Genomic DNA, 25872 nt, shown 5'->3' with positions numbered 1-25872 from the left:
TTTATCGCATGATTCTTGACTGTATCGACGGGCGACCATGCCTCGGCAGCGCCTCTTGAACGCTCCGGGAAACCGACCCGCAATCACGCCTGATGGCGACGATTTTCGGTAAAACGGCCACCTGGGATTATATGCGGAAAGCATAAAGTGTTTATCGTCCGGCTATGCTTGCGGGATCCCCTGCCGATACGAAAGATAGCGCACCCCGTTGGAGGACGGGCATGGAACGGGTCGAGGCGATGGGAGGAGTATCCATGAGCGACGCATCCAGTGTACACCCGGTGGACGAGAAACTGCCCGCAGGCAGGCTCGCGACACTGGGCATTCAACATGTTCTTGTCATGTATGGCGGGGCCGTCGCGGTGCCGCTGATCGTCGGCCGGGCGTTGCAGCTCAGCCCGCAGGACGTGGCATTCCTGATCTCCGCCGATCTTTTCGTCTGCGGCTTGGTCACCATCATCCAGTCGCTCGGTATCGGCCGTCACGTGGGCATTCGTCTGCCGGTGATGATGGGCGTCACCTTCGCCTCGGTCGGCCCGATGGTGTCGATGGCGACGCTGTCGCCTGGACCGGATGGGGCGCGGATGATCTTCGGGGCGATCATCGGCGCCGGTTTCGTCTCGCTGCTCATCGCGCCGCTGATGGGGCGCCTGCTGCGCTTCTTCCCACCCGTGGTCACCGGCACGATCATCCTCGTCATCGGTGTGTCGCTGATGCGCGTCGGTATCAACTGGACATTCGGCAATCCCTTTGGCCCCACCGCGCCCAAGCTGATCGATCCCGCCCATGCCGAATGGCTGGCGCAGATGAAGAAGCTTGCCGAAACCGGCGGCCCGGCCGTGCCGGACGGCCTATCGATCGCGCCGACCATCTCCAACCCGATCTATGCGGAGCCGAGCCACATCGCCCTCTCGGCATTGGTTCTGGTCGCCATCCTGGTCATCGCCCGCTTCGGCCGCGGCCTGATCAGTAACATCGCCGTGCTGAGTGGCGTCATCATCGGCTGTGTCGCCGCCTCGCTCCTGGGCATGATGCACTTCGACCGTGTTGCCGATGCCGGCTGGTTCGCCGTCGTCACGCCGTTGCGCTTCGGCATGCCGATCTTCGATCCGGTGCTGATCGCCACCATGGCGTTGGTGATGATCGTCGTCATGATCGAATCGACCGGTATGTTCCTGGCGCTCGGTGAGATCACCGGCAAGACCATCTCGCAGCAGCAGCTGACGGCAGGCCTGCGCGTCGACGGCATCGGCACGATGATCGGTGGCCTGTTCAACACCTTCCCCTATACCAGCTTCTCGCAGAATGTCGGTCTCGTTGGCGTCACCGGCGTCAAGAGCCGCTATGTCTGCGTAGCCGCCGGCATCATCATGATCGTGCTCGGCCTGATCCCGAAGATGGGCGCGCTTGTGGAAGCCGTGCCGACCTTCGTTCTCGGCGGTGCGGGCCTGGTGATGTTCGGCATGGTGGCGGCGACGGGCGTGCGCATCCTCTCCACGGTCGATTTCAAGTCCTCGCGCAACAACCTGTTCGTCGTCGCGGTCTCGGTCGGCTTCGGCCTGATCCCGCTCTTGGCGCCGAACTACCTGATGTGGATGCCGCATGCGATCCATCCGGTCATCGAGTCGGGTATCGTTCTCGCCTCGATTTCGTCCGTGCTGCTGAACGCCTTCTTCAATGGCAACAATGCCGATGCTTCCGCATCCGTCGATGCGGCCCGCCTCGCCGACAGCCACTGAGCATTCGGAAAACTCGCGACAGCAAGGCCCTCATCCTCGCGGATGGGGGCCTTGCTTTTTTTGCCGACTGTTGGGCTTCATCATATTTTCGATTTACTCTTGTATGATGAATGCGATATGGTCTCGCTCATTGGATGACGAACTGCGCCGAGCGTGCGGAAACATGCGGATGACGACACAGGCCGAAACCAACGTACGCCGCCCCCGCGTCCAGAAAAATGTGACGCGGGCGATCGCCTCCGATATCTGCGCCGAGGTTTTTCCCGCCGGCGCCATGCTGCCCACCGAAAACGAATTGTGTCTGCGCCACGGCGTCAGCCGCACGGTCATCCGCGAATCCCTGAAAATCCTGGAATCCAAAGGCATGGTGCGCGGCCGATCGCGCATCGGCACCCAGGTTTGCCCGCGCGAGGAGTGGAACATCCTCGACGGCCAGGTGCTGGAATGGATCGGCCCGCGCATCTTCGAACTCGACCTCCTGGGCAGCGTCCTCGAGGCCCGGCGCGCCATCGAGCCCTTTGCCGCGGAATGCGCCGCCGAGCGCGCCACGGTTCAGGAAGTGGCTGAGATCGAGCGCGCCTGGCAGACGATGCGCGATGCCGAGGGTGAGGTGGCCCGTTTCACCGAGGCCGACGTCGCCTTTCATGCGGCCCTGCTGCGCGCCAGCCATAACCGCGTCTTCATGCAGCTTGCCGGCATCATCCAGGCGGCGCTGCAATTCTCGCTGCATGCCTCGAATGCGGCCGTCGATGCCCACGGCGAGGCGGTCGCTGTCCACCGCGAGCTCATCGAGGCGCTACGCCTGCGTGACGGCGCAACGGCACGGGCATGCTCGCGCCGGATGCTCGATCTTGCCGCACGCGATCTGGCCGTCGCCGAGCGAAAACGCCCCCTCACGACCACCGCCCTTCCCTCCAACGAATGTTGAACGCCATGAAGATCACCAAGCTGACCACCTATATCGTGCCGCCGCGCTGGATGTTTTTGAAGATCGAGACCGACGAGGGCATCGTCGGCTGGGGCGAGCCGGTCGTCGAAGGCCGGGCGCTGACCGTCGAGGCGGCCGTGCATGAACTGGCCGATTACCTGATCGGCAAGGATCCGATGCTGATCGAGGATCACTGGCAGGTGATGTATCGCGGCGGCTTTTATCGTGGCGGCGCCATCCATATGTCGGCGCTGGCCGGCATCGACCAGGCGCTGTGGGACATCAAGGGCAAGGCCTATGGCCAGCCGATCCACCAGCTGCTCGGCGGCCAGGTGCGCGACCGCATCAAGGTCTACAGCTGGATCGGCGGCGACCGCCCGGCCGACGTCGCCAACAATGCCCGCGAGGTCGTGGCCCGCGGCTTCAAGGCGATCAAGCTGAACGGCTGCGAGGAAATGCAGATCGTCGATACCAACGACAAGGTGGAGAAGGCCATCGAGACCATCGCCACCATCCGCGAGGCCATCGGCCCGCATATCGGCATCGGCGTCGATTTCCACGGCCGCGTCCACAAGCCCATGGCAAAGGTGCTGGCCAAGGAGCTGGAGCCCTACAAGCTGATGTTCATCGAGGAGCCGGTACTTTCCGAAAACCGCGAGACGCTGAAGGAAATCGCCAATCATTGCTCGACGCCCATCGCCTTGGGCGAGCGCCTCTATTCCCGCTGGGATTTCAAGGGCGTCCTGGCCGACGGTTATGTCGATATCCTGCAGCCCGACCTGTCGCATGCCGGCGGAATCACCGAATGCCGCAAGATCGCGGCCATGGCCGAGGCCTATGACGTGGCGCTTGCGCCGCATTGCCCGCTCGGCCCCATCGCGCTTGCCGCCTGCCTGCAGGTCGATGCCGTCTCCTACAATGCCTTCATCCAGGAACAGAGCCTCGGCATTCACTACAACCAGGGCAACGATATCCTCGACTACATCTCAAACAAGGAGGTGTTCCACTATGCCGACGGTTTCGTCAGCATTCCGCAAGGCCCCGGCCTCGGCGTCGAGGTGGACGAGCAATATGTGATCGAACGCGCCAAGGAAGGCCATCGCTGGCGCAACCCGGTCTGGCGTCATGCCGACGGTAGCGTCGCCGAGTGGTGATCGTTTGGGCGGCGCCGGGCCGGGAGAGCATCTTCATGGTCCGGCGACGCTTTCGAAGACGGGCCTCATATGATCCTTTCGGGTCAGTTTACGATGTCCATGGATCGTATACTCTTCCGTTTCGACAATCGGGGAGCATGACCATGCCGTCAGGTGAAGCCACAGGCGCCTCCATAAATTTCGCCCATCAGGCGCGAGACGCGCAGCACGTCAGCGGGTATTCGAAAGCTATCCTGGCCAATTGCATGCGGGTGGCCGGCGTCCAATCGATCACGATCACCTCGACCTATCGATCCCCGAAGGATCAGGGCCGTGTGATGCTCGACAATGCATCGCGGCAATCCGGCTGGATGTATAAGGAGCACGGCCACGCCGTCGAGAAGATCGCTCGTGACAGCCTTTCCGCGAACCGGCGGGTGCAGGACGGGCTGGCCAAGGGGTTCGATCCGCAAAGGCCGCTGCCCGGCCCGGCCAAGTCGCACGCCGAGACCCAATCCGAAATGATCCTCAAGATCCATGAACTCGAGCGCAAGTTCGGAGTCGGCTGCGTCAGCAAGCACCAGACCGACCCCAAGAAAATCAATGTGATCGACATAGACCCGAAATCGGTCAAACCTTTCTCGGCGCTTGCGCCCTTCATCAAGGCCTTGACCGGCGACCAGCATGTCGAGCGGATCGGCCTGCCCGGCGGTGCGAGGAAATATTCGAAGAAGCATTTCGTCGAGTCCGTCGGCTGCCTGCATGTCGAAATTCCGCAGATGCCGGCGGTGCCCGACCGAAAGATCAGGGTGGACAATATCGCCTGACGTCAGGTGGGACCGCACATCCCCGCTCGCGCGAACGGGCGGCGCGCCGTGCTGTCTGCAATTCCTGCCTGGTTTCGCCATGACACTCCGACCCGGTCCTTCACCTTTGCCAAATGGCGTCGACGCGGATAAAAGCGGGCGAAGCAATCGGAGCATCCCTTGAAGACCATCGCAATCGATTTCGAAACGGCCAACGAGCAGCGCGGCAGCGCCTGCTCCGTGGGCCTGGCCTGGATCGAGAACAATCGCGTCATGCGTGTCGAGGAACGGCTGATCCGGCCAAAAACCATGCGTTTCTCCTCCTTCAACATCGCCATCCACGGCATCCGGCCGGAGCACGTGGAGGATGCCGGAGAATTTCCCGAGGTGATGGACGAATTCGCCGAGGATTTTCGCGATGCAACGATGATCGCCCACAATGCGGCTTTCGATTTCAGCGTCTGGCGCGCCTGTCTCGATCAATATCGGCAGAGCTATCCCGAGCTTCGTTATCTCTGCTCGGTGAAGATGGCGCAGAAGGTCTGGCCGCATCTCGGATCGCATAAGCTGAACGTCCTCGCCTCCCATCTCGGCCTCACCTTCGCGCATCACAATGCGGCCGAAGACGCCGCTGTTTGCGCCGAGGCGGCCATTTCGATTGCGCGATCCCTGCGGGTGGAGACCATAGGCGACATTCCAGCGATGATCGGTATGCGGGCCGGCCGGTTGTTTGCCGGCGGTTACGAAGCCTGCACCTGCCGGAAGAATTGACCGGATGCGTTTCGGGCAGTCGGATAACGGCCGGAACGCTCCGCTTTTTCGATACGGGACAAGGATCACGATATCCCCTCGCCGCATTTGACTCCTTTGACAGCGGCCTTCACATAGAAGGCGTCACGTCCGTCCTGCTCCAGGGCGCGAAAAACCTTCGAGAGGATCATGCGCAGGCTTCCCGGTTTGTCGGCTCTGAAAGTGTTCGAGGTGGTCGGGCAGACCCGCAGTTTTACTCGCGCGGCGGAGCGGCTGAACCTGACGCAAAGCGCCGTCAGCAAGCAGATCAGGAATCTCGAGGACGATATCCGTGAACCGCTGGTCATCCGCCGCCATCGCCATCTCGAACTGACGCCGGCGGGCGCGGCATTGCTCGAAACCATCCAGCAGGCCTTCCACGATATCGAGATGTCTCTGCGCGGCATTGCCGAGAAGCAGAACCTCAACCGGCTGCGCATCAACGTTCCCCCGACTTTTGCCAAGCGCTGGCTGGTGCCGCGTCTTGCCGGGCTCAAGCGCAGCCTGCCGGCGCTCGACATCAGCATCGGCACCGCTTTGGCCGATAGCCTGGCCGAACGCGGCCTGCTCGACTGCGCCATTCGGTTCGGGGACGGCGAATGGCCGACGCTCGATGCCCGCCGGCTGATGAGCGAAAGACACATCGTCGTCGCAAGCCCGTTGCTGCTTGAGGGCAAGGTGCTGGAAACGCCCGGCGACCTCGCGCAATTCACCTTCCTGCATGTGCTCGCCTCCCCCGACCAGCGCTACCTCACCTGGCGGCACTGGCTGGATGCGGCGGGCTTTCCCGAACTCGACACCGACAGCGGGCTGGAATTCGACGTGCTGGATCTGGCGATCGAGGCGGCGCGCTGCGGCCTCGGCGTCACTATCGCCGACCGTTCCATGGTGCGCGGCGACCTGGCGGCGGGAACGCTGACGCAGCTTTTCGACGTGCAGGTGGAAGGCCACGAATCCTATTGGTTCGTCACCCGGCCGCAGGCAAGCCTTGCTCCCAATATTCGGGCATTCCGGGATTGGCTGTTTTCCGAGATCGACGCGGAAAACCACTGAATCATTCCTCCAGGGAATGCTTCACCCGAAAAATTCTCGTTTGCGTGCGTCGGACGGCGGGCGCATCTCTTGCGTTGCAACGGATCCGGCCCGGGAGAGAGGCCGGCCCGACACCAGCCGAGGGAAAGATCATGCGCGATTACCGCAACTTCTTCGCCGGCCGCTTCGTCGAAGCGTCCGCCTCGCAGCGGATCGAGGTGCGCAATCCGGCCACCGGCGCGGTCTTCACCTCCGTTCCGGCCGCAAGCGAGGCCGAAGTGCGTGTCGCCGCCGAGGCCGCAAGAGCGGCGCAGCGCGCTTGGCGCGTGCTGCCGGCCATCGAGCGCGGCAATGCCCTGCGAGGTCTGGCCGACGCGCTGATCGCCCACGCCGACGCCATTGGCGCGGCGCTCGCAGCCGAATCCGGCAAAAGCCTAGCCGACGCCACCAGCGAAGTCGTCTACGGCGTCGAGCTCATGCGCTACCATGCCGAATGGGCGCGGCGCATCGAGGGCGAAGTCATCGAAAGCGACAATGCCGATGAAACACTGATCCTGCGCCGCGAGCCGATCGGCGTCGTCGCCTGCCTCATCCCCTTCAATTACCCGATCTATACGCTGGTACGGAAAATCGCCCCGGCGTTGATTTCCGGCAATGCCGTCATCGTGCGGCCGAGCAACAACACACCCGCCTCCGCCCTCGTCTTCGCCGAAGCCGTGCAGGCGGCGGAACTCCCGGCCGGCCTCGTCAACGTCCTGACCATGGATCACGAGACGGCCCGCACACTCTGCACCCATCCGGCCATCGGCATGATCACACTGACCGGCAGCGTTGGCGCCGGCCAGACCGTGCTCGACTACTGCAAGGCCAATATCGCCAAGCCGTCTCTCGAACTCGGCGGCAAGACGCCTGTGATCGTCGAGCCGGATGCCGATCTCGATGCCGTCACGGCGATGATCGTCGCGGCCAAGACAACCCATTGCGGCCAGGTCTGCACCAGCGCCGAGCGCCTTTACGTTCATGAAAGCGTGCATGCCCGGCTGCTCGCCAAGCTGAAAACCGCCTTTGCCGCCCGCAGCTTCGGCGACCGCGCCGCCGACCCGTCGCGAATGGGTCCGCTTGCCAACGCCGCCGCCCAACAGCGCATCCATGCAATGGTCGAGCGCGCCCGTGAAGAGGGCGCCGTGGTCGAGGCCGGCGGTTTCCTGCCTGAAGGCGACGGTTATTTCTATCCGCCGACCCTGCTCTCCGGCTGCCGCCAGGAGATGGAAATCGTGCGGGAAGAAGTTTTCGGCCCGGTCCTCGCCGTGCTCGCCTATGCCGATTTCGACGAGGCGCTGGCGCTGGCCAACGACAATCAATACGGCCTGAGCTCGGTGCTGTTCACCGAGAATTACCGCAAGGCGATGCGCGCCGCCACCTGCATCGAGGCTGGCGAACTCTATGTAAACCGCTTCCCGGCCGATCCCTACCAAGGCTTTCATGCTGGCTGGAAGAAATCCGGCCTCGGCGGCGACGACGGCAAGCATGGCATGCTGGAATTCACCCAGACCCGCCTCGTCATCTTCAAGCACTGATCCAGCGAAAGGCACATCCCATGAAGATCGTCTCGCTCAAGACGCATGTCGTCGCCGTTCCTCCGCCGCATATCGGCGGCATGTACTGGATCTTCGTGCGCCTTCAGACCGATTGCGGCATCGAGGGTGTGGGCGAAATCTACGCCACTTCCTTCCACCCTGGGGCCATGACAGCGCTGATCGACGACGTCTTCGAACGCCATCTGCTGGGGCATGACCCGCACCGCATCGAGCGCTTCTGGCGTTCGGCCTATTCCAGCGGCTTCACCCAGCGCCCCGATCCGACGATGATGGGCATCGTCTCCGGCCTCGAAATCGCCTGCTGGGACATCATCGGCAAGGCGGCGGGACGGCCGGTCGCCGATCTGCTTGGCGGCACCGTCCACGAGAAGCTGCGCGCCTACACCTATCTCTACCCGATCAACGCCGCCGGCGAGCATGATTACAATGACCCCGATCTCGCCGCCGAATGGGCGGTAAAGATGGTCGACATCGGCTTCACCGCCGTCAAGTTCGATCCCGCCGGCCCCTATACCAATTATTCCGGGCATCAATTGTCGCTGGGCGTCATGGACCGCTGCGAGGAATTCTGCCGCAAGATCCGCGATGCCATCGGCGCCAGCGCCGACCTGCTATTCGGCACCCATGGCCAGATGGTGCCCTCCTCGGCGATCCGCCTTGCCCGGCGCCTGGAAAAATACGATCCGCTGTGGTTCGAGGAGCCGGTGCCGCCGGGACAGGAGGCCGCCATGGCCGAGGTCGCTCGCGCCACCTCCATCCCCGTCTCCACCGGCGAGCGGCTGACGACGAAATACGAATTCCAGCGCGTGCTGGAATGCAAGGCGGCCTCCATCCTGCAGATGAACGTCGCCCGCGTCGGCGGCCTGCTGGAAGCCAAGAAGATCGCCGGCATGGCGGAGGCCTTCTACGCGCAGGTCGCGCCGCATCTCTATAACGGCCCGGTCGGGGCCGCCGCCAGCATCCAGCTTTCGGCGGCGACGCCGAATTTTCTCATCCACGAGGCGATCGTCGATTTCTCCGGCTTCCATGCCGAGGTGCTGAAGACCAAGCTCGTGGTCGAGGACGGCTACATCATCCCCTCGCGTGAGCCGGGCCTCGGCATCGAACTGGACCTCGATGTCGTCGAAGCCCACACGCCTTACACCGGCGAGCGCCTGCACCTACAGATGGGCAGCGAGCCCGCCGACGTGAAGGAATTTGCGCCGGCGCGCGGATAAGGACGAAGCCATGACCTACGACTATATCGTCGTCGGCGCGGGCTCGGCCGGCTGCATCCTCGCCAGCCGGCTGAGCGAAAGCGGCCGCCACAATGTCCTGCTGGTCGAGGCCGGCGGCAAGGACGATTCCCTCTGGTTCAAGATCCCGGTCGGCTATGCGCGCAGCTATTACAATCCGCGCGTCAACTGGATGTACTACAGCGAGCCGGAACCGGAGCTTCACGACCGCAAAGTCTATGTGCCGCGCGGCAAGGTGCAGGGCGGCTCCGGCTCGATCAACGCCATGATCTTCGTGCGCGGTGCGCGCGAGGATTTCGATGACTGGGCGCGCGCCGGCAATCCGGGCTGGACCTATGAAGAGGTGCTGCCCTATTTCCGCAAGCTCGAGACCCATGCGAAGGGCGCCTCCCCCTGGCACGGCGACAACGGGCCGATCCATGTCACTCCCATGCGCGGCATGACGCATCGCATCACCGATGCCTTCCTCGAAAGCTGCCGCAAGCTCGGCCTGCCGATGAATGAAGACTTCAACGGCGCCTCGATCGAAGGCGCCGGCGTCTACGACGTCAACACCAACCGCGGCCAGCGCTCCCATTCCAGCGCCGAATATCTGCGCCCGGCGCTGAATCGTCCCAACCTCGCCATCGAGCGCGACACCCAGGTCGAGCGGCTGACCTTTGCCGCCGACGGGCACGTCAGCGGCATCGAGGTTCGACAGAACGGGCAGAAGCAGACATTCACCGCGCGGCGCGAGGTCATCCTTGCAGCCGGCGCGGTCGGCAGCCCGCAGATTCTGCAGCTTTCCGGCCTCGGCGACGGGGCGGCGCTGAAGGCGCTCGGCCTCGAGGTGCGTCGTCACCTGCCCGCCGTCGGGCAGAACATGCAGGACCATCTCTGCGCCAGCTATTATTACCGCGCGACGATCCCGACGCTGAACGGCGAATTCGGCAGCCTGTTCGGCCAGGCGAAGCTCGGGCTGCAATACCTGTTGACCGGCAAGGGGCCGTTCGCGATGAGCGTCAACCAGGCGGGCGGCTTCTTCCGCGGCGCCAACGATGAGGCACATCCGAACATCCAGCTCTATTTCAACCCGCTGTCCTATCGCATCCCTAACGATCCCAAGGCCGGGCTGAAGCCGGAGCCTTATCCCGGCTACCTCTTGTGTTTCAATTCCTGCCGGCCGGCCAGCCGCGGCAGCGTCACGCTCGCCTCCGCCGATCCGCTGGCTGCACCTGCGATCCGGCCGAACTATCTATCGGCCAACAAGGATATCGAGGAGGTGATACAGGGAAGCCGGCTGGTGCGGCGCGTCGCTGCCGCCCCGGCGCTCGCGGCCGTGACTGCCGAGGAAGTCACCCCCGGCCACGCCCTGACGAGCGACGAAGCGCTGATCGACTATTTCCGCGAGAATTCCGGCTCGATCTATCACATCTGCGGCACCTGCGCCATGGGGCCTGACACGCGAGGCGCGGTGGTCGATGCGACGTTGAAGGTGCATGGCGTTGAGGGTCTGCGTGTCGTCGATGCCTCGGTTTTTCCCAACATCACGGCGGGCAACATCAACGCGCCGACAATGATGGTGGCCGAAAAGGGCGCCGACCTCATCCTGCATGATGCAGCCTGACGGCGAAATCGGCATAGAATGATCCCGTCATTGCTGGTATCACCACTGCCAGCAGGCGAGGTGATCGCATGTCGAATGGGGATAGGATGCTGAAAATCTACGTTGCCGGTCCGGAAGTCTTTCTGCCGAATGCGCGCGAAATCATGGATCGGAAGGTCGAGCTTTGCCGCAGCTATGGCTTCCAGGCCATCTGCCCCGGCGATCTCGAGATACCGCCGCAGCCGACAAAGAAAGCCTTCGGCCTCGCCATCAGCACAGTCGATGAGGACATGATGAACCGCGCCGACGGCGTCATCGCCAACCTGACGCCGTTTCGCGGCATTTCTGCCGATGTCGGCACCTGCTTCGAATTGGGCTACATGTGCGCCCAGGGCAAGCTGGTGGCGGCCTATACCAATGTCGCCGAAAACTATTTCGAGCGTGCGGCAAGATATTACGACGATCGCATCACCGAGGACGCCAAGGGCATTCGCCGCGGCCCTGACGGCCTTTCGCTCGAAAATTTCGACATGATCGACAACCTCATGATACATGGCGGTATCGAGCGCCGCGGCGGTCACATCGCCATCCATACCGCCGCAGCCGATGCGCTCTACACCGACCTTACCGCCTTCGAGAAATGCCTGAAAGCCCTTTCCGCCCAGGTCAAGAACCGCGTCCATCCCGACGAAGGCCTGCGCCCCGACGAACTGGACGCCGCCAACGACGGTTGAGAAAATCGTATCTCGGAAGGCGTTCAACCGCCGGCTAACTTGCTACCGCAGCGGTTTTCCGCTGGTCGGTTGAACGGTCATCGATGGAACAACGCGCGCCGGTGATCGTTCGAGCGGTATGACGGATACGAACCGAAAAGCCAGGAACGGCATGCTGACCTTCGTTGCGATCATCATCGTGATCGCAATCGCCGTCGCCGGTATCTATACCTTCGCCCTGACTCCGGGCGAGCCCCAGGGCCAGCCCTCTCCCCATGCGATCGACCAGAGCGGCTCCTGAAGCCGTGCCGACCGGTATTTTTCAGGTTCGCGGAGCCGCTTGACGGCCCTCCATCAAGATCGACGCAACAAAAAAGGGTCGCCGAGGCGACCCTTCCATGAGATTTGGCCCGTGACAGGCCCGGATCGTCTTGCGATCCAAGGAAGGCTGGTTCAGGCCGAGGGCTGCCTCGTCCGTTTCACCACAACTCCCATGCCAGTCACGAAGTCCGAAAACTCACTCGACATTGGATCACCTTCCTTTCGTCACGTTGAACACATCCATAAGGTGGGCGAAATGTCAGGCGAATGCAAGACCGAAATGCAGGATCGGCGCTCCCGCGCGCAAGTTGCGCCGCGACCGGCGTCGAAAAATTGGCGAGATCGACGGATCCCGCCGACCGGTGGCGGATCGCCTGCGCACGCATTGCCAGTCAGAGGTGAGCCAATTTTTCGCGCCAGTTCGCGAGGTTTGCGGCCTTCACCGGCCCATAGCCACGTACATCGAGGACGAGGGCGGCCTCGGCGGCGGCAGTCGGGAGGGTTTCAGGGGTGAGTGTCTCGATGAGCGTTTTCATCCTTGAAAGGTAATCTTCACGCAGGGCGCGTTCGGCACGGCGTTCAGCGGTATGGCCGAAGGGATCGAAGAGGGTGCCGCGCAGCCGTTTCATCGGCGCGAGCAGGCGGAAGGCGCGATGCATCCAGGGGCCAAAGGCGCGCTTGGCCGGACGGCCGGTGCGCGGATCCTCGCGGCTGAGAAGCGGCGGGGCCAGATGGAAGCGCAATTTATAGTCTCCCTCGAATTCCTGCGCGATGGAGGCGAGGAAGGCGGGATCGCTGTGCATGCGCGCGACCGCGTATTCGTCCTTGTAGGCCATGACGTGGTAGGCGCCACGCATCAACGTCTTCACGAAATCGTCGCCGCCGTCCCAGCCGTCGACCTTGGTGGCGGCGCGGTCGGCCAGCGCGGCGAAACGTTCGGCGTATTTCGCATCCTGCCACTCAGTGAGGCGGCGGATGAACATGGCCCGCATCTCCGCCACCGAAAGCACCGGCGGCGTCTGCGGCATAGTCGCAAGAGCCTCGGGGCGCAGCACCGAAAGGCGACCGGCCCGGAAGGCGCGCAGGTTCTGCTCGACGCCGCCGCCGTTCAGAGCGATTGCCGTGGCGATGGCCTCCAGCCGGATCGGGATCAGGCCTAACTGAAACGCGCGGCCGGTCAGCAGCATGTTCGCCGCGATGGCATCGCCGAAATGTCGCAGCGCCAGCCCGGTCGCATCGATCGTATCCAACCGCCCCACGCCCGCCCGCTTGCGCAATTGCGCCATCGGCAGGTCGCTATCCAGCGACGCGGTCGGATTGCGGACGAAATCGGCCGTCGGGGTCACATGGCGGTCGGCGACCACCCGCGTTCGCGCCGGATCGATGGTGGCCAACGCCCGTGGCGAGGCGGCGACGACCGTATCGAAGCCGAGCATCGTATCCGTCTCGGCCGCGCCGATCCTTGGTGCATGCAGTGCCCGGCGGTCGGCCGCGATCTTCAGATGCGACATGACCGCGCCGTTCTTCTGCGCCAGCCCGGTCTGGTTCAGCACCTGTACGGCAAGCCCGTCTAGATGCGCCGCCTGCGCCAGGATGGCCGAGACGGTGATGACCCCGGTTCCGCCGATTCCGGCCAGCAGGATGGCATGGCTGCCGTCGATTGTGACAGCCGGCGGCAGGGGCATGTCACCGTCGATACCATCCGGCAGCGGCGCGAGAGAGCGCCGACGCCGACCGCCCTCGATGGTGACGAAGCTTGGACAGAAACCCTTGAGACAGCTGAGATCAGCATTACAGGCCGAAAGATTGATGCGGCGCTTGCGGCCGAGTTCGGTTTCCAGCGGCTCGACCGAGATGCAGTTCGATTGCACCGAGCAATCGCCGCAGCCTTCGCAGACCTCCGGATTGATCATCGCCATGGCCGCCGGCCTGGGAAAGCTGCCACGCTTGCGGCGACGGCGCTTCTCGGCGGCGCAGACTTGGTCATAGACGATGCAGGTCACGCCCTCGGCCTCGCGCAGCCGCGCCTGCTCGGCTTGCAGGAAATCGCGATGCAACACCTTCACCTGGCGCGGAAGCCGACCCTGCCAGACCTCCGGGTTTTCGGCGATGACCACAAGCTCGCGCACGCCTTCGGCCAGGATCTGCTCGACGGCGGCGGGCACCGTCAATTCGCCGTCGTGGCGTTGACCGCCGGTCATGGCGACGGCATCGTTGAACAGGATCTTGTAGGTGGCGTTCACCCCGGCGGCGATGGCGGCGCGGATCGCCAGCAGGCCCGAATGGAAATAGGTTCCGTCACCCATGTGCACGAAGACATGTTTTTCGTCGGTGAAGGGGGCATGGCCGATCCAGTTCGCGCCCTCGCCACCCATCTGGGTGAAAGTCTCGACATTGCGATTCATGCTCACCGCCAGCATCGAACAGCCGATACCAGCCGTCGCGCGGCTGCCGTCGGGCAGCTTCGTCGAAACCGAATGCGGACAGCCGGAGCAGAAATAGGGCTCGCGGAAGGGGATCGGCGGCGCAGGTTTTAGCGCTTCAGGCACAGCGACGGGATTGTCGCGGTGCAGGAAGGCGGAGAGAACCTGCACCAGCCCGCGCGGGTCCAGCTCGGCGGTGGCAGAGATCAGCGCCGCGCCCGCCGGCGTCGTCTTGCCCCAGAGGCGGGGACGGATGCCGTCCGGTCGATTGTAGAAATGGGCGCGGATCTGGTCCTCGATGACCGGGCGCTTTTCTTCGATGACGAGAATTTCGTCCAGTCCTTCGGCAAAACTATCAAGCGTTTCAGCGACCAAAGGCCAGACCAGCCCAACTTTCAGCAGCCGCAGGCCCGCTTCCTCGGGGTCGATCCCGGCGGCAGCGAAGGCGCCTTGAAGATCGCGCCAGGCCTTGCCGGTGGCAACGATCCCCCGCCTTGCCCCCTGCCCCGCGCCTAGAATGCGGTCCAGCCCGTTGGCGACGGCGAAGGCGCGCACGGCGCGCAGCTTGGTTTCCAGCCGCGCCTCCTGCGCCAGCTTGTCATCCGGCCAACGGATGGAAAGCCCACCCGGCGGCATGTCGAAGGCAGGCAGCACGGGGCGTTGCGCCGGATCGGGCAGATCCGCCGAGGCGGTGCATTCGACGATTTCGGTCTGGCATTTGAAGCCCACCCAGGCACCGGAAAACCGGCTCATGGCAAAGCCGGCAAGGCCGAAATCGATATACTCCTCGACGCCGGCCGGCGCGAGGATCGGCACCATGGCGGAGATCAACACATGTTCGGATTGATGCGGGAAGGTGGAGGATACCGCACCGTGATCGTCGCCCATCAGCAGCAGGACGCCGCCCTTCGGATGCGTTCCCGCCGCATTGGCGTGGCGGATCGCATCCATGGAGCGGTCGACGCCCGGCCCCTTGCCGTACCACATGGCGAAGACGCCATCATGGCGCGCGCCCGGCGAGAGGTCGATCTGCTGGCTGCCCCAGACCGACGTCGCCGCCAGATCCTCGTTCAGGCCGGGCTGAAAGCGGATGGCATTGTCGTCAAGGAAGGCGCGGGCCTTGCCGAGTTCATTGTCGAAATCGGCAAGCGGCGAGCCGCGATAACCCGAGACGAAGCCTGCGGTATTCAAGCCGTCGGCCCTGTCGCGGGCATGTTGCTCCATCATCATCCGGATCAGCGCCTGTGCCCCGGAAACGAGGATGCGGCCGCTTTTCTGGCTGTAGCGATCCGTCAGCGCTGGCTTGCCCTCGGGCGACGGGTGGGGCGGAACGGCGACACCGGCGCGGTCTGACATCAGCACTCTCCTTCATAACGGGTGAAGACGCGGCCGTCGTTCAGGATCCAGCCGGGATCAAGCGCCGCCTTCAGCCGCGCCATGGCCCGGATTTCATCGGTCTCGCGGCAAAGCGGCAGCCATTCCACCTTGTCCTGGCCGATGCCATGCTCAGCCGTGATCGCCCCGCCATGAGCGGCCGTCAGGGCGAAGATCTCGCCCACAAGCGCATGATCCGGCTTGCCGGCGAGAATGTAATGCAGGTTGCCGTCGCCGAGATGGCCGAAGACCAGCGGCCGCGCCCGGCCGGCGCAGATCGCCTCCGCCTCCGGCAGGAAACGGGCGATCGCGGCAATCGGCAGCGAGAGATCAAGGCTGGTGATCGGCCCGGCATTGTCGATCAGGTAGTGGCTGCAGCCTTCGCGCAACGCCCAGAATGCGCGGCAATCCGCCTCGGAGGCCGAAAGCACCGCATCGGAAATATATCCATCCGCAAGCGCCTTGCCGAGTACGGCTTCGAACCGTTCGCCGTCTGCCGGATCCGTTACTTCGATCAGCAAAGCTGCCGGCGAGGAGAAGGGCTGACGCAGGCCGCGCGCGGTGCAGGCCTCGGTCAACAGCGGATCGACCATCAATTCGCAGGCCTGCAGCGACGGCCCCAGCCCGGCGCGCAATATCGGCAACAGCGCCAGCGCCGCCTCGACGCTGGCGAGCGCGCAAAACGCCACCCGCCGCGCGAGCGGCGCCGGATGCAGCCGCAACACCAGCCGGGTGATGATGCCGAGCGTGCCTTCGCTGCCGATCAGCAACTGGCTGAGATCCAGCCCGCTGTTGTCCTTGGCGAGCCCGCCCATGCGCCTGACGACGGAACCGTCGGCAAGCACGGCCTCCAGCCCCAGAACCTGCTGTCGGAAGGTGCCGTATCGCAAGGCCAGCGGCCCGCCGGCATTGGTCGCCGCCATGCCGCCGAGCGTGGCGCTGCCGCGCGCGCCGAGATCGGCGGCGAGAAACAGACCGGCCTCTCGCACCACCATCTGCGCGATTTCCAGCGCCGTTCCCGCCCCCGCCGCCAGCGTTGCCGCGACAGGATCGATGACCGGCGGCGCAATCAGCTTTTCGGTGGACAGCACGATTTCGCCCGGCCGCACCCGCGCGCCGCCGGAAAGCCCGGTTCGCCCGCCCTGCACCGCCGCGCGCAATCCAGCCGCCTGCAGCCCACGCAGGATGAGCGCGCAATCATCCGTCGTCCTCGGCGCCAGAACCGCACGCGGCTCAGCACCCGGCTTTCCCGCCGCATCGTCACGATAGCGCGGTGCGGCCGGCACCTGAAAGGCAAGCAGGGCATCGGGAATCGCGGCGGCAGCGGGTTCGGGTTGGCGCAAGGCCATGCTCCTCATGCGTGGGCATTTCGGTCCACGGGTTTCTGCATCTCATTGCCGCATATTCGCCCGACAAGCGGGCGGCGCGGTGCAAACAGGTTATTTCTGTTGCATTCATTGTCAAATAGATATTTCAATATGGAAATATGGATCGTCCGCCCCGAGCATGGTTTGAGCCTCTTGCAACGATGAGGCGAAACTGGCGACGGGAGGGGATCGAAAGCAGCGACGGGCACAGCCCCAACACCTGGAGCATGATGATGAGCACCGAGCAGAGCAACGAGATGACCGGTTTCCGTGGCATGGTCATCCGGGATGTCGACGGCCGACCCACGGCCGGCTTCGAGAAACTGACGCTGGCTGACCTGCCCGATAACGACGTTCTGGTGGAGATCAGCCATTCGAGCCTGAACTACAAGGATGGGCTGGCGATCAGCGGCAAGGGCCGCATCGCCCGCCGCCTGCCGATGGTGGCCGGCATCGATCTCGCCGGCACCGTCATCCGCTCGAAAGCCCCGGACTGGAAGCCGGGCGATGCGGTGATCGTCAACGGTTGGGGCCTGTCCGAAACCGAATGGGGTGGCTATGCGCTTTACCAGAGCCTGAAGGCCGCGCATCTGACGCGTTTGCCGAAAGGATTTTCGCCGGCCGAGGCCATGGCCATCGGCACGGCCGGCTATACCGCCGCGCTTTGCGTCGTAGCGTTGGAGGATTGGGGCGTGATCACGCCGGGCGGGGACGAGGTGCTGGTCACCGGCGCCGCTGGCGGGGTCGGCACGGTGGCGATTGCGCTCCTGGCGGCGCGCGGCTACCGCGTCGTCGCCGCCACCGGGCGCGAAAGCCAGCATGAGTTCCTGCGCGAGCTTGGCGCATCGGATTTCGTAGCGCGCAGCGCGCTCTCCGAACCCGGCAAGATGCTGCAGGCCGAACGCTGGGCCGGGGCGGTGGATACCGTCGGCAGCCATACGCTCGCCAATGTGCTGGCGCAGACGAAATACGGCGGCGCGGTCACCGCCTGCGGCCTGGCGGGTGGCGCCGATCTGCCGGCCTCGGTGATGCCGCATATCCTGCGCAGCGTGGCGCTTCTCGGCATCGATTCCGTCATGGCGCCGGCGGGGAAACGCGACCGCGCCTGGGCTTTCCTCGATGCCCATCTCGATCGCGCCAAGCTCGCCGCGCTGACCACCACCTCATCCTTCGACGCGCTTCCAGCCCTTGCCGAGGCGATCGTCAACGCTGAGACCCGCGGCCGGCATGTCATCGAAATTTCCTGAGGAATCAAATCCATGAACGACGATCTTATTCTGTGGAAGAAGGATGCCGAGGACGCCTTCGTCACCTTAACGATGAACCGTCCCGACAAGATGAACGCCATGAACCAGGCGCTCGGCGATGCGCTCGAGGCGGCCATTGTCCGCGCGGTGAAGGATCCGGATGTCCGCGCCGTGATCCTGACCGGCGCCGGCCGCGCCTTTACCGCCGGCTTCGATCTCGGCGGCGACGATTTCGAGATGAATGCCGATCAATGGCGCAACGATATCGGCGAGAACATGCGTCGGCTGCGGCTGATCCGCGAGGCACCGATCCCGATCATCGCCGCCGTCAACGGTTTTGCGCTGGCCGGCGGGCTGGAACTGATGATGTGCTGCGACATGGCCATCGCCGCCGAGGACGCCATGCTGGGCGAGCCCGAGGTGCGCCACGTCTCGGCCCCGCCGACCCTGATGCTGCCCTGGACCGTGCCGATGATCCACGCCCGCCACCTGATGTATACCGGTGACATGATCGACGCGACAGAAGCGCACCGCATCCATCTGGTCAACAAGGTGGTGCCGCGCGAGGCGTTGATGGCAGAGGCCGAACGGCTTGCCCGCAAATGCGCCCGCATGCCGGGCGCCGCGATCAAATACGCCAAGGCCGCCCTCAACCACCAGCAACAGACCGCCGGCCTCGAAAGCTCCTGGACCTACAACCGCGAAACCACCGCCATCCTCCACGCCACCGACGAGGGGCGCTACTGGATGCGGGTGCTGAAGGAGAAATCGCTGAAGGAGTTTCTTGCCGAACGCGAAGCGCCGTTCCGGGAATTGGATTGAAGTCGCATTCCTCCGCGTCTCGCACCTATATAAGGCACGCCGCTGCCTCAAAACCCCTTCTCGCCTCGGGGAGAAGGGGCATGTGGAGTAAAGACTTACTCCACATGCTCCGTATGCGATTGCCCAGCCCGAGACGGATGGTTCATGATGTGATGCCTTTTATTCCCTACGAAAATCCTGTGGCTGCGGGAGCGTTTTCAGCGGCGGCTCAGCACGCTGTGCGGTTGCTCTGCCTTCGCGGAAACGTCTTGGCATCAGCTTGATTCCATAAGCAATTTCTCCGCCTCGCCGGAAGCCGCATCGATCAACCGACCACACACCCCATCCGCCCCTCGACCAGATCGACAAACAGACCCGCGTGATTGCGCAGGATACGGCTTTGCACCAATTGGCCCTTGGCCGAGACCTCTCCGGCTTCGACGGAGGGCGTGAAACGGGCGAGGGCAAAGCGGCGGATCGCGGTCGAGGAGCCTGGGCTTTCGCGGTTCCAGTCGTGCAGCGTTTTGGCAAGCGTCTCTTCGCAGGTCGCGGGGACGGCGAAGATCAATGCCACCAGCCCGTCGCTGCCGGCGCCGCCGAGCACCAGATCCTGCGCCAGCGGGCCGAGCTTGCGCAGAAGCTGGCCGCGCAGCAGGCCCGACCGGACCTTGATGCCGCTCGCCAGCTTGAAATCCTCGGATATACGGCCGTCGAAGCGCAGCATTTTGCGGCCCGCCGCATCCTCGGTCAGAAGGCCGGCATCGCCGGTGCGATAAAAACCCTCCTCGTCCAGTGGCAGCGGAACAATGCCGTCCTCCCCGAGATAGCAGGGGGCAAGGTTGGGGCCACGAAAGCGGATTTCGAGGCAGCCGTCCGTCTCGACCAGTGCCACCTCATGGCCGGGAAGCGGCCAGCCGAGCGCGCCGGGGCCGGCGATATCGCCGGGGGCGAGGCACATGGTCGAGGCGGCCTCGGTGGCGCCGTAACCGGAGAGAATGGTGATCCATTGCCCATGCCGCGCCTGCATGTCGGCGCGAAAATCCTGCAACCGCAGCCACAGGGAAGGCTCCATCGCCGCGCCGGCGAAGAAGATATGGGTCAGGGCTGCACAAGCGCGGGCGACGTGCTCCGGCCCGGCCTCATGGGCCTCCATCAGAAGTTTCAGCCCAAGCGGCACGCCGATGAACAGTGTCGGCTGCTCATCCGTCATCAGGTGAAGCATCGCATCCATGCCGGCGGCTGAGGGCGGCGGCGCGAGATGCAGTGTGCCGCCGTTCCAGATCATCTTGAAAATATTGTCCAATCCGCCAAAGACATGGTTCCACGGCATCCAGTCGATCAGGACGGGGGGCCGCTCGGCCAGAAACGGCCAAGCCGCCACGCAACCCGCCTGACAGGATGCAATCATGGCGCGGGTGATCGGCACGCCCTTCGAGGCGCCGGTGCTGCCGGCCGTGAAGAAGATCGCTGTCCAGTCGTCGGGCGCGCCGTCGTGATCCTCGGCCGGGGGTGCTGCCGGCAAGGCATGCAGCGCCACCGCCTCGCCCTGGCTCACAAGCGCGTGTCCGGCGGGCGCAATCAGCAGCGCCGGCCGCACGACTCGCAAAAGGCGGGCGGCTTCGTCATCGGCGACCGAGACCCGGAAAGGATGCGGCGGCAGGCTGGTATGGACAAAGCCGCCCAGGAGACAGGCAAGCCGCAAGCGCAAGGCATCGATGCCGGCGGGCAGCAGGCTGCCAATGCGGTCGCCCGGACGTAAGCCGCGCCGCAGCAAGCGGCCATGCAGGGCGCGCGCCTCGGCCAGCGCCTGCGCATAGGACAGGGTCCGACGGCCGCCTGCCCCGTCAGGCTCGGTCAGAAGCGGGCGATCGGGATGGCGGGTGGCTTGCTCGCGCAGTTTTTGCGCAATATCCACCTCCGCCCCGTTCAGTTGCAACGAGGAGGAGAGCACGGACGATCCGTCCGGACGGAGGCGGGAAAGGAGCTGCGGCTCGATGGACATCCTCTTTCCTCCAGTCCTGGCCGGTCAGGCCGTCTTGTCGTCCGCCTGCCGGGCTTCACGCTGGTCGACGGCCATCTGGTAGACGCCGCTCTGGTAGTCGATCAGGGCATCGAAGGCGGCGACCGCTTCTGTCGCGTCCCGCGTCAGGATCGCCGAGAAGATGCGCCGTTGCAGCGCCACCACCCGGTCGCGCTGGCGAAACTGGAAGGAGATCATATTGGCCGCCGGAATCAGCGACTGGTTGACCATGACCATGACCAGACGCAGCAGCGCATTGGGGCTTGCCGCCGCCACCGCCTGGTGGAACTCGACCTCCAGCCGGCAGAAATCCTCGTCGGAGATTTCCGTGTGGTCCAGTTCCATGAGCGCCGCCTCGATGCGCTTGTGCTCGTCGCGGCCAGCATATTCGCAGGCCGCCTCGATGCACAGCCGCCCGAGGCTGCGCCGTGCCTCGACGATATCCGCCAGGCCGACAGCGCCGAGCGACACCAGCCAGTTGGTGGTTTCATGCAGGGTCTGGGCAGCGATATCCAGAGATGGCGGATTGACGAACACACCGCCTTTCGGCCCGCGCTTGGAACGGATCAGCTTCTTGGCGGCCAGGATCTTCATCGCCTCGCGCACCGTCGGCTGCGACACCGAGAAGCGCTCGGCCAGTTCGGCTTCTGACGGCAGCCTTTCGGCTGCGCCCAACCGCCCCTGCATGATGTCGTCCTGTAGGTGGCCGGCGATTTGACGCGCCAGTCCCTGATTGCGGTCTATGCCGTTCATTCGCGATTCCATCTTGTTTGAGCCAATATACCAGCCAATTGCCATATTGAAATATAGAATTATTGACAAAGCCCCGTTTTCGATCCAGCCTGACGATGCGATGCTTCTCACGAGCCGCCTAAACAGAGATCCGTCGAGCAGACGGTCCAACCGGGGAACTACCGACATGATCACACGACGCCAGCTTATGGCGGGTATCGGCGCATCCGCCGCCCTTCTTCCGCTTGCAAACCGGGTCCATGCGCAATCTCCCTTCGTCATTCCGACCTATGGCGGAACATGGGCGAAGCTCTGGGAAGAAACGCTCGTCCCCGAATTCACCGCCACCACCGGCATCAAGAGCCAGATCGACGTGGGTCTTGGCAAGGATTTCGTGTCGAAGATCCGCGCCGGCGGCGCTGCCTCGCCCTATTCCGTTTTCATGGGCAATGAAAACATTGCCGCCACCCTGCGCGCCGAAGGCTTCTTCGAGCCGCTGGACCTGTCGAAGATCCCGAACGCGGCAAACCTGCATGAAGGCCTGCTCAACGCCGGCAACAACGGATTGCGCGGCATCGTTTCGCCCATCGGGCTCGCCTGGCGCACCGACATGGTGGAAACGCCGCCGAAATCCTGGACCGACCTGTGGGAGAATTCCGAATTCGCCGGCCGGATCGGATTGTACCAGATCGGCAATACCGGGGCGCAGCTCTTCCTGCGACTGGCGGGCAAGCTGTTCGGCAAGGGCGATACCGACATCGACACCGCGTTTGCCAAGATCAAGGAATTGCAGCCCTTCACCCAGGCCTCATGGTCGGGCGAAGTCGCCACTGCCCTGATGCGCGGCGATATCGCCATTGCGCCGGTCGACTGGACCGAGATTCTGACGCTGCAGGACAAGGGCGCCCCCGTCCAGATCATCGTGCCCAGCGAAGGCGTGCTCAGCTACGAGCAGAGCTTCAACATCGTGAAGACCGGCGACAACAAGGATGCGGCCCACGCCTATATCAACTTCCTGATCGATCCCAAGGTGCAGTCGAAGCTGGCCGACGTCTTCTATGTCGCGCCCGCCAACCGCCAGTCGGTGGTCAGCGACAAGGTTTCGCCGCGCCTGCCAATTCAGGGCGATCAGATGTCGAAGATCATTCGCTTCGAATGGGATAGCTACGTCAAGATCGCCGCCGAGGTCGCCGATCGCTGGAATCGCGAGATCGGCTGACGCCTTCGCTTTTCGGGACCGGGGCGTCGTCCCCGGTCCTCGCCCGTTTCCACGCCCGAAAGCCCGGAGCCGACATGACCACGCTCAGACTGGACACGATCAACAAGTTCTATGGGGCGCTGCATATACTGAAAGATATCGACCTCGATATCCGCGAGGGCGAGTTCATTTCGCTTCTGGGGCCTTCGGGCTGCGGCAAGACGACGACGCTGCGCTGCATCGCCGGGTTCGAAACCGTGACCAAGGGCAGGCTGCTGTTCGGTAGCCGCGACATGACCCATGCCATGCCCGAGCATCGCGATCTCGGCATGGTGTTCCAGTCTTATGCGCTGTTTCCGCACATGACGGTAGCGGAGAACCTGTCCTTCGGGCTGGAGGTGCGCAAAGTCTCGCCCGTGGATCGCACGCGTCGCATCGCCGCCGTGCTGGAGATGGTCAAGCTCACCGGCTATGAAAAGCGCTATCCGCGGGAATTGTCCGGCGGCCAGCAGCAGCGCGTGGCGCTCGCCCGCGCGCTGGTCATCGAACCCTCGGTGCTGCTGCTCGACGAACCGCTCGCCAATCTCGACGCCAGCCTGCGCGACGACATGCGCTTTTTCATCCGCGACCTGCAGCAGCGCGTCGGCATCACCACCATCTATGTTACCCATGACCAGAGCGAGGCCATGGTGATGTCCGACCGCATCGTGGTCATGAATCACGGCGTCATTGAGCAATGCGGCCCGCCGCGAGACATCTACGAACATCCCGCCTCACAGATGGTCGCCGGCTTTATCGGCCAGTCGAATACGCTGGCAGGCCGGATCCTCGGCCGGGAAAACGACGTCTATGTCATCGATACGCCGGAGGGACAGCTGAAAAGCCTCGGCCGCGACGGACTGAAAGGTGAGGTCCGGGTGATGATCCGACCGGAAAACATCGAGACGGCGGTGGCCGAGAACACGCTTTCCGGCCGGGTGGTGAAATCGACCTATCTCGGCGGCGGCTGTCTCGTAGCGGTGGAGACGCCGGGCGGCAGCCGCTTCACCACCAACATGCCCGCCGACAGCGCGCTTGCGGCAGGCGATGCGGTGACGCTGGGTTTCGCTGCCCGCAAGGCATGGGCTTTCGCGGCATGAGCGCGCTCGCTGCCCCCGTCCCGATGGCGGTCGCCGCGCCGCGCCGGCGGTTGCCGGTCTGGTGGATGATCCTGCCGGCCCTCATCCTGCTCGGCTGTTTCCTGCTGCTGCCCTATGCCTCTATCCTGGTAATGAGCTTTCGCGAGGCCTCGACCAATGCCGTCTACGGCCCCGGTCTCACCCTCGGCCATTACGGCGAGATCGTCACCGACGGCTTCGTCTGGGGCATCGTCTGGCGCACGTTGCGCACCGGGCTGATCGTCACCGTGGCAACGCTGCTGCTCGGCTATCCCGTCGCCTATCATCTCGCCAGCAGCCGCAGCCGTTGGGCGAGCCTTCTCTATATCTGCGTGATTTCGCCACTGCTGGTCGGGCTGGTGGTGCGCACCTTCGCCTGGCTCATCATCCTGTCGAACAGCGGCCTTGCCAATACGGCGCTGAAATGGGCCGGGCTCATCGGGCGGCCGATCATTTTCCTGAATTCATCGCTCGGCGTCACCATCGCGCTGATCCATGTCTTCCTGCCCTTCGTCATCCTGCCGCTGCTCGGCAATCTGCAGGCGATCAATCCGGAGGTGGCGATGGCGGCCCGGTCGCTGGGGGCATCGCGGGCGCGCACCTTCTTCAAGGTGACCCTGCCGTTGTCGATGCCCGGCATCCAGGCGGGCGCGATCCTTGTCTTCGTGCTGTCGATCTCGGCCTATGTCACGCCCGCCATGCTCGGCGGCAGCCAGGGGCGCACCATGGCGGTGCTGGTGGTACAATATCTGGTCGACAATTTCCGCTGGCCGGCGGGCGCGGCGCTGGCGATCTTCATGGCGGCGATCACAGTCTCGATCATATTCGTCTATCTCAAGCTGACGGCGCGCGCCATGCGGAGGCTGCCATGACCATGCGAAAGACCCTGTGGGATCACGTCTTCGCGCTGATCGTGACGCTGATCTACATTTTCCTGATGGCGCCGATCCTGCTCGTGGTGCTCTTGTCCTTTTCCGGCGGCGAGTTCCTGGCGCTGCCGATGCAGGGCGTGTCGCTGCGCTGGTTCGGCGCGCTGTTCACCAACAGCCGTTTCTATGATGCCGCCGTCTATTCCTTCGTCCTCGCCCTTATCTCGGCGGCGGTGAACGGCGTCATCGGCACGCTGGCGGCGATCTATGTCGTGCGCTTTGCGCCCACACGTTTCGCAAACGGCCTGCGGGTGCTGATGAGCGCGCCGCTGATGGTGCCGGAGATCCTCACCGCCATCGCGCTCCTGTTCTTCTTCTTCGAGATCGGCATCGGCAATCGCTGGTCGATCGCCATCCAGGTCGGCCATATCCTCGTCACCTTCCCTTATGTCTTCCTGAACGTCGCCTCGGCGCTGTTCAATTTCGACCGCTCGCAGGAAGAGGCGGCGCGCAGCCTCGGCGCCGATGGATGGCTGACCTTCCGGCGGATCACCCTGCCCTCGATCAAGCCCGGCGTGATCACCGGCTGCCTGTTCGCCTTCGTGATTTCCTTCGATATCTTCAACATTTCGCTGCTGCTGAAATCGGTCGGCAGCAACACGCTGCCGCTGGAACTGTTCGATTACCTGCGCTTCAATTTCGACCCGACAGCCGCCGCCGTGGCGACCGTCAGCATCGTCATCGCCTTCGCCGCCGTCCTTGTCGTCGACCGCACCGTCGGCCTGCGCTCGCTGCGTTTCTGAGG

At 64.1% G+C, this 25872-nt stretch carries 21 protein-coding genes; 17 read left to right on the top strand and 4 right to left on the bottom strand.

Annotated features, from left to right (window positions below):
- The first annotated feature begins 254 nt into the window (after nucleotides 1-254).
- The 11 genes from P7F60_RS22000 to P7F60_RS21950 all read left to right on the top strand — a co-directional run bounded on the left by P7F60_RS22000 (nucleotide 255) and on the right by P7F60_RS21950 (nucleotide 11859).
- Entirely contained in the window at nucleotides 255-1739 is a 1485-nt protein-coding gene (locus P7F60_RS22000) for a nucleobase:cation symporter-2 family protein (protein WP_277919829.1), read from the top strand.
- Between the two features lie 169 nt (nucleotides 1740-1908).
- Nucleotides 1909-2667 carry a FadR/GntR family transcriptional regulator gene (locus P7F60_RS21995; RefSeq protein WP_277919828.1) on the top strand — a complete coding sequence of 253 codons (759 nt, stop codon included), beginning with the start codon at nucleotides 1909-1911 and terminating at the stop codon, nucleotides 2665-2667.
- Nucleotides 2668-2672: 5 nt separating this feature from the next.
- A complete protein-coding gene (gene dgoD / locus P7F60_RS21990; RefSeq protein WP_277919827.1) occupies nucleotides 2673-3821 on the top strand; it encodes a galactonate dehydratase in 1149 nt (382 codons plus the stop codon).
- Between the two features lie 143 nt (nucleotides 3822-3964).
- On the top strand, nucleotides 3965-4627 hold the full coding sequence (locus tag P7F60_RS21985; protein WP_277919826.1) for a hypothetical protein: 663 nt from the start codon (nucleotides 3965-3967) through the stop codon (nucleotides 4625-4627).
- A 159-nt stretch (nucleotides 4628-4786) separates the two neighbouring features.
- The gene (locus tag P7F60_RS21980) at nucleotides 4787-5377 is read left to right on the top strand and encodes a 3'-5' exonuclease (RefSeq protein ID WP_277919825.1); all 591 of its coding nucleotides are present in this window, start codon (nucleotides 4787-4789) and stop codon (nucleotides 5375-5377) included.
- Between the two features lie 168 nt (nucleotides 5378-5545).
- Nucleotides 5546-6448 (top strand): LysR substrate-binding domain-containing protein, encoded by a 903-nt coding sequence (locus tag P7F60_RS21975; protein WP_277919824.1) that lies wholly within the window; start codon nucleotides 5546-5548, stop codon nucleotides 6446-6448.
- A gap of 131 nt (nucleotides 6449-6579) precedes the next feature.
- Entirely contained in the window at nucleotides 6580-8004 is a 1425-nt protein-coding gene (gene aldA, locus P7F60_RS21970; RefSeq protein WP_277919823.1) for an aldehyde dehydrogenase, read from the top strand.
- A 20-nt stretch (nucleotides 8005-8024) separates the two neighbouring features.
- Nucleotides 8025-9242: a mandelate racemase/muconate lactonizing enzyme family protein gene (locus tag P7F60_RS21965; protein ID WP_277919822.1), complete on the top strand. Its 1218-nt coding sequence runs from the start codon at nucleotides 8025-8027 to the stop codon at nucleotides 9240-9242.
- A 10-nt stretch (nucleotides 9243-9252) separates the two neighbouring features.
- Nucleotides 9253-10866: a GMC family oxidoreductase N-terminal domain-containing protein gene (locus P7F60_RS21960; protein WP_277919821.1), complete on the top strand. Its 1614-nt coding sequence runs from the start codon at nucleotides 9253-9255 to the stop codon at nucleotides 10864-10866.
- A gap of 86 nt (nucleotides 10867-10952) precedes the next feature.
- Nucleotides 10953-11579: a nucleoside 2-deoxyribosyltransferase gene (locus tag P7F60_RS21955; RefSeq protein WP_277919820.1), complete on the top strand. Its 627-nt coding sequence runs from the start codon at nucleotides 10953-10955 to the stop codon at nucleotides 11577-11579.
- Nucleotides 11580-11730: 151 nt separating this feature from the next.
- Complete coding sequence (locus P7F60_RS21950) at nucleotides 11731-11859, top strand: hypothetical protein (RefSeq protein WP_277919819.1); 129 nt, start codon at nucleotides 11731-11733, stop codon at nucleotides 11857-11859.
- Nucleotides 11860-12271: 412 nt separating this feature from the next.
- Here the strand turns inward: P7F60_RS21950 and P7F60_RS21945 are convergent, their stop codons facing one another.
- Both P7F60_RS21945 and P7F60_RS21940 read right to left on the bottom strand, forming a co-directional pair.
- The gene (locus tag P7F60_RS21945; RefSeq protein WP_277919818.1) at nucleotides 12272-15658 is read right to left on the bottom strand and encodes an indolepyruvate ferredoxin oxidoreductase family protein; all 3387 of its coding nucleotides are present in this window, start codon (nucleotides 15656-15658) and stop codon (nucleotides 12272-12274) included.
- Nucleotides 15658-17019, bottom strand: a complete 1362-nt coding sequence (locus P7F60_RS21940; protein ID WP_277919817.1) for an FAD-binding oxidoreductase — start codon at nucleotides 17017-17019, stop codon at nucleotides 15658-15660. Before P7F60_RS21940 ends, P7F60_RS21945 begins: the two co-directional genes overlap by 1 nt.
- A 257-nt stretch (nucleotides 17020-17276) precedes the next feature.
- Between P7F60_RS21940 and P7F60_RS21935 the strand changes: the two genes are divergently transcribed.
- Nucleotides 17277-18290, top strand: coding sequence for an MDR family oxidoreductase (locus tag P7F60_RS21935; RefSeq protein ID WP_277919816.1), 1014 nt, complete (start codon nucleotides 17277-17279; stop codon nucleotides 18288-18290).
- Nucleotides 18291-18302: 12 nt separating this feature from the next.
- Complete coding sequence (locus P7F60_RS21930) at nucleotides 18303-19112, top strand: enoyl-CoA hydratase/isomerase family protein (RefSeq protein WP_277919815.1); 810 nt, start codon at nucleotides 18303-18305, stop codon at nucleotides 19110-19112.
- Nucleotides 19113-19416: 304 nt separating this feature from the next.
- Here the strand turns inward: P7F60_RS21930 and P7F60_RS21925 are convergent, their stop codons facing one another.
- Nucleotides 19417-21093 (bottom strand): AMP-binding protein, encoded by a 1677-nt coding sequence (locus P7F60_RS21925; protein WP_277919814.1) that lies wholly within the window; start codon nucleotides 21091-21093, stop codon nucleotides 19417-19419.
- Nucleotides 21094-21117: 24 nt separating this feature from the next.
- Entirely contained in the window at nucleotides 21118-21864 is a 747-nt protein-coding gene (locus tag P7F60_RS21920) for a GntR family transcriptional regulator (protein ID WP_277919813.1), read from the bottom strand.
- A gap of 166 nt (nucleotides 21865-22030) precedes the next feature.
- Here P7F60_RS21920 and P7F60_RS21915 point away from each other — a divergent pair, with 166 nt between their 5' ends.
- The 4 genes from P7F60_RS21915 (at nucleotide 22031) to P7F60_RS21900 (ending at nucleotide 25870) form a co-directional block, all read left to right on the top strand.
- The gene (locus tag P7F60_RS21915; protein WP_277919812.1) at nucleotides 22031-23062 is read left to right on the top strand and encodes an ABC transporter substrate-binding protein; all 1032 of its coding nucleotides are present in this window, start codon (nucleotides 22031-22033) and stop codon (nucleotides 23060-23062) included.
- Nucleotides 23063-23136: 74 nt separating this feature from the next.
- Nucleotides 23137-24180: an ABC transporter ATP-binding protein gene (locus tag P7F60_RS21910; RefSeq protein WP_277919811.1), complete on the top strand. Its 1044-nt coding sequence runs from the start codon at nucleotides 23137-23139 to the stop codon at nucleotides 24178-24180.
- On the top strand, nucleotides 24177-25070 hold the full coding sequence (locus tag P7F60_RS21905; RefSeq protein ID WP_277919810.1) for an ABC transporter permease: 894 nt from the start codon (nucleotides 24177-24179) through the stop codon (nucleotides 25068-25070). The genes P7F60_RS21910 and P7F60_RS21905 overlap by 4 nt, the downstream gene beginning before the upstream one ends.
- A complete protein-coding gene (locus P7F60_RS21900; protein WP_277919809.1) occupies nucleotides 25067-25870 on the top strand; it encodes an ABC transporter permease in 804 nt (267 codons plus the stop codon). The genes P7F60_RS21905 and P7F60_RS21900 overlap by 4 nt, the downstream gene beginning before the upstream one ends.
- Nucleotides 25871-25872: the final 2 nt, after the last annotated feature.

It is taken from the genome of Rhizobium sp. YJ-22, assembly GCF_029601685.1.
GTDB lineage: Bacteria > Pseudomonadota > Alphaproteobacteria > Rhizobiales > Rhizobiaceae > Metarhizobium.
The sequence above is the reverse complement of the archived record's forward strand: the minus strand, read 5'-3'. Positions and strand labels throughout refer to the sequence as shown.

What these genes read in the sequence shown, in the direction of transcription:
- aldA (WP_277919823.1), top strand. Translation starts at nt 6,580, where the DNA reads ATGCGCGATTACCGCAACTTCTTCGCCGGCCGCTTCGTCGAAGCGTCC.
- P7F60_RS21995 (WP_277919828.1), top strand. Translation starts at nt 1,909, where the DNA reads ATGACGACACAGGCCGAAACCAACGTACGCCGCCCCCGCGTCCAGAAA.
- P7F60_RS21975 (WP_277919824.1), top strand. Translation starts at nt 5,546, where the DNA reads ATGCGCAGGCTTCCCGGTTTGTCGGCTCTGAAAGTGTTCGAGGTGGTC.
- P7F60_RS21900 (WP_277919809.1), top strand. Translation starts at nt 25,067, where the DNA reads ATGACCATGCGAAAGACCCTGTGGGATCACGTCTTCGCGCTGATCGTG.
- P7F60_RS21925 (WP_277919814.1), bottom strand. Translation starts at nt 21,093, where the DNA reads ATGTCCATCGAGCCGCAGCTCCTTTCCCGCCTCCGTCCGGACGGATCG.
- P7F60_RS21950 (WP_277919819.1), top strand. Translation starts at nt 11,731, where the DNA reads ATGCTGACCTTCGTTGCGATCATCATCGTGATCGCAATCGCCGTCGCC.
- P7F60_RS21945 (WP_277919818.1), bottom strand. Translation starts at nt 15,658, where the DNA reads ATGTCAGACCGCGCCGGTGTCGCCGTTCCGCCCCACCCGTCGCCCGAG.
- P7F60_RS22000 (WP_277919829.1), top strand. Translation starts at nt 255, where the DNA reads ATGAGCGACGCATCCAGTGTACACCCGGTGGACGAGAAACTGCCCGCA.
- P7F60_RS21935 (WP_277919816.1), top strand. Translation starts at nt 17,277, where the DNA reads ATGAGCACCGAGCAGAGCAACGAGATGACCGGTTTCCGTGGCATGGTC.
- dgoD (WP_277919827.1), top strand. Translation starts at nt 2,673, where the DNA reads ATGAAGATCACCAAGCTGACCACCTATATCGTGCCGCCGCGCTGGATG.
- P7F60_RS21910 (WP_277919811.1), top strand. Translation starts at nt 23,137, where the DNA reads ATGACCACGCTCAGACTGGACACGATCAACAAGTTCTATGGGGCGCTG.
- P7F60_RS21905 (WP_277919810.1), top strand. Translation starts at nt 24,177, where the DNA reads ATGAGCGCGCTCGCTGCCCCCGTCCCGATGGCGGTCGCCGCGCCGCGC.
- P7F60_RS21960 (WP_277919821.1), top strand. Translation starts at nt 9,253, where the DNA reads ATGACCTACGACTATATCGTCGTCGGCGCGGGCTCGGCCGGCTGCATC.
- P7F60_RS21930 (WP_277919815.1), top strand. Translation starts at nt 18,303, where the DNA reads ATGAACGACGATCTTATTCTGTGGAAGAAGGATGCCGAGGACGCCTTC.
- P7F60_RS21965 (WP_277919822.1), top strand. Translation starts at nt 8,025, where the DNA reads ATGAAGATCGTCTCGCTCAAGACGCATGTCGTCGCCGTTCCTCCGCCG.
- P7F60_RS21955 (WP_277919820.1), top strand. Translation starts at nt 10,953, where the DNA reads ATGCTGAAAATCTACGTTGCCGGTCCGGAAGTCTTTCTGCCGAATGCG.
- P7F60_RS21915 (WP_277919812.1), top strand. Translation starts at nt 22,031, where the DNA reads ATGATCACACGACGCCAGCTTATGGCGGGTATCGGCGCATCCGCCGCC.
- P7F60_RS21985 (WP_277919826.1), top strand. Translation starts at nt 3,965, where the DNA reads ATGCCGTCAGGTGAAGCCACAGGCGCCTCCATAAATTTCGCCCATCAG.
- P7F60_RS21920 (WP_277919813.1), bottom strand. Translation starts at nt 21,864, where the DNA reads ATGAACGGCATAGACCGCAATCAGGGACTGGCGCGTCAAATCGCCGGC.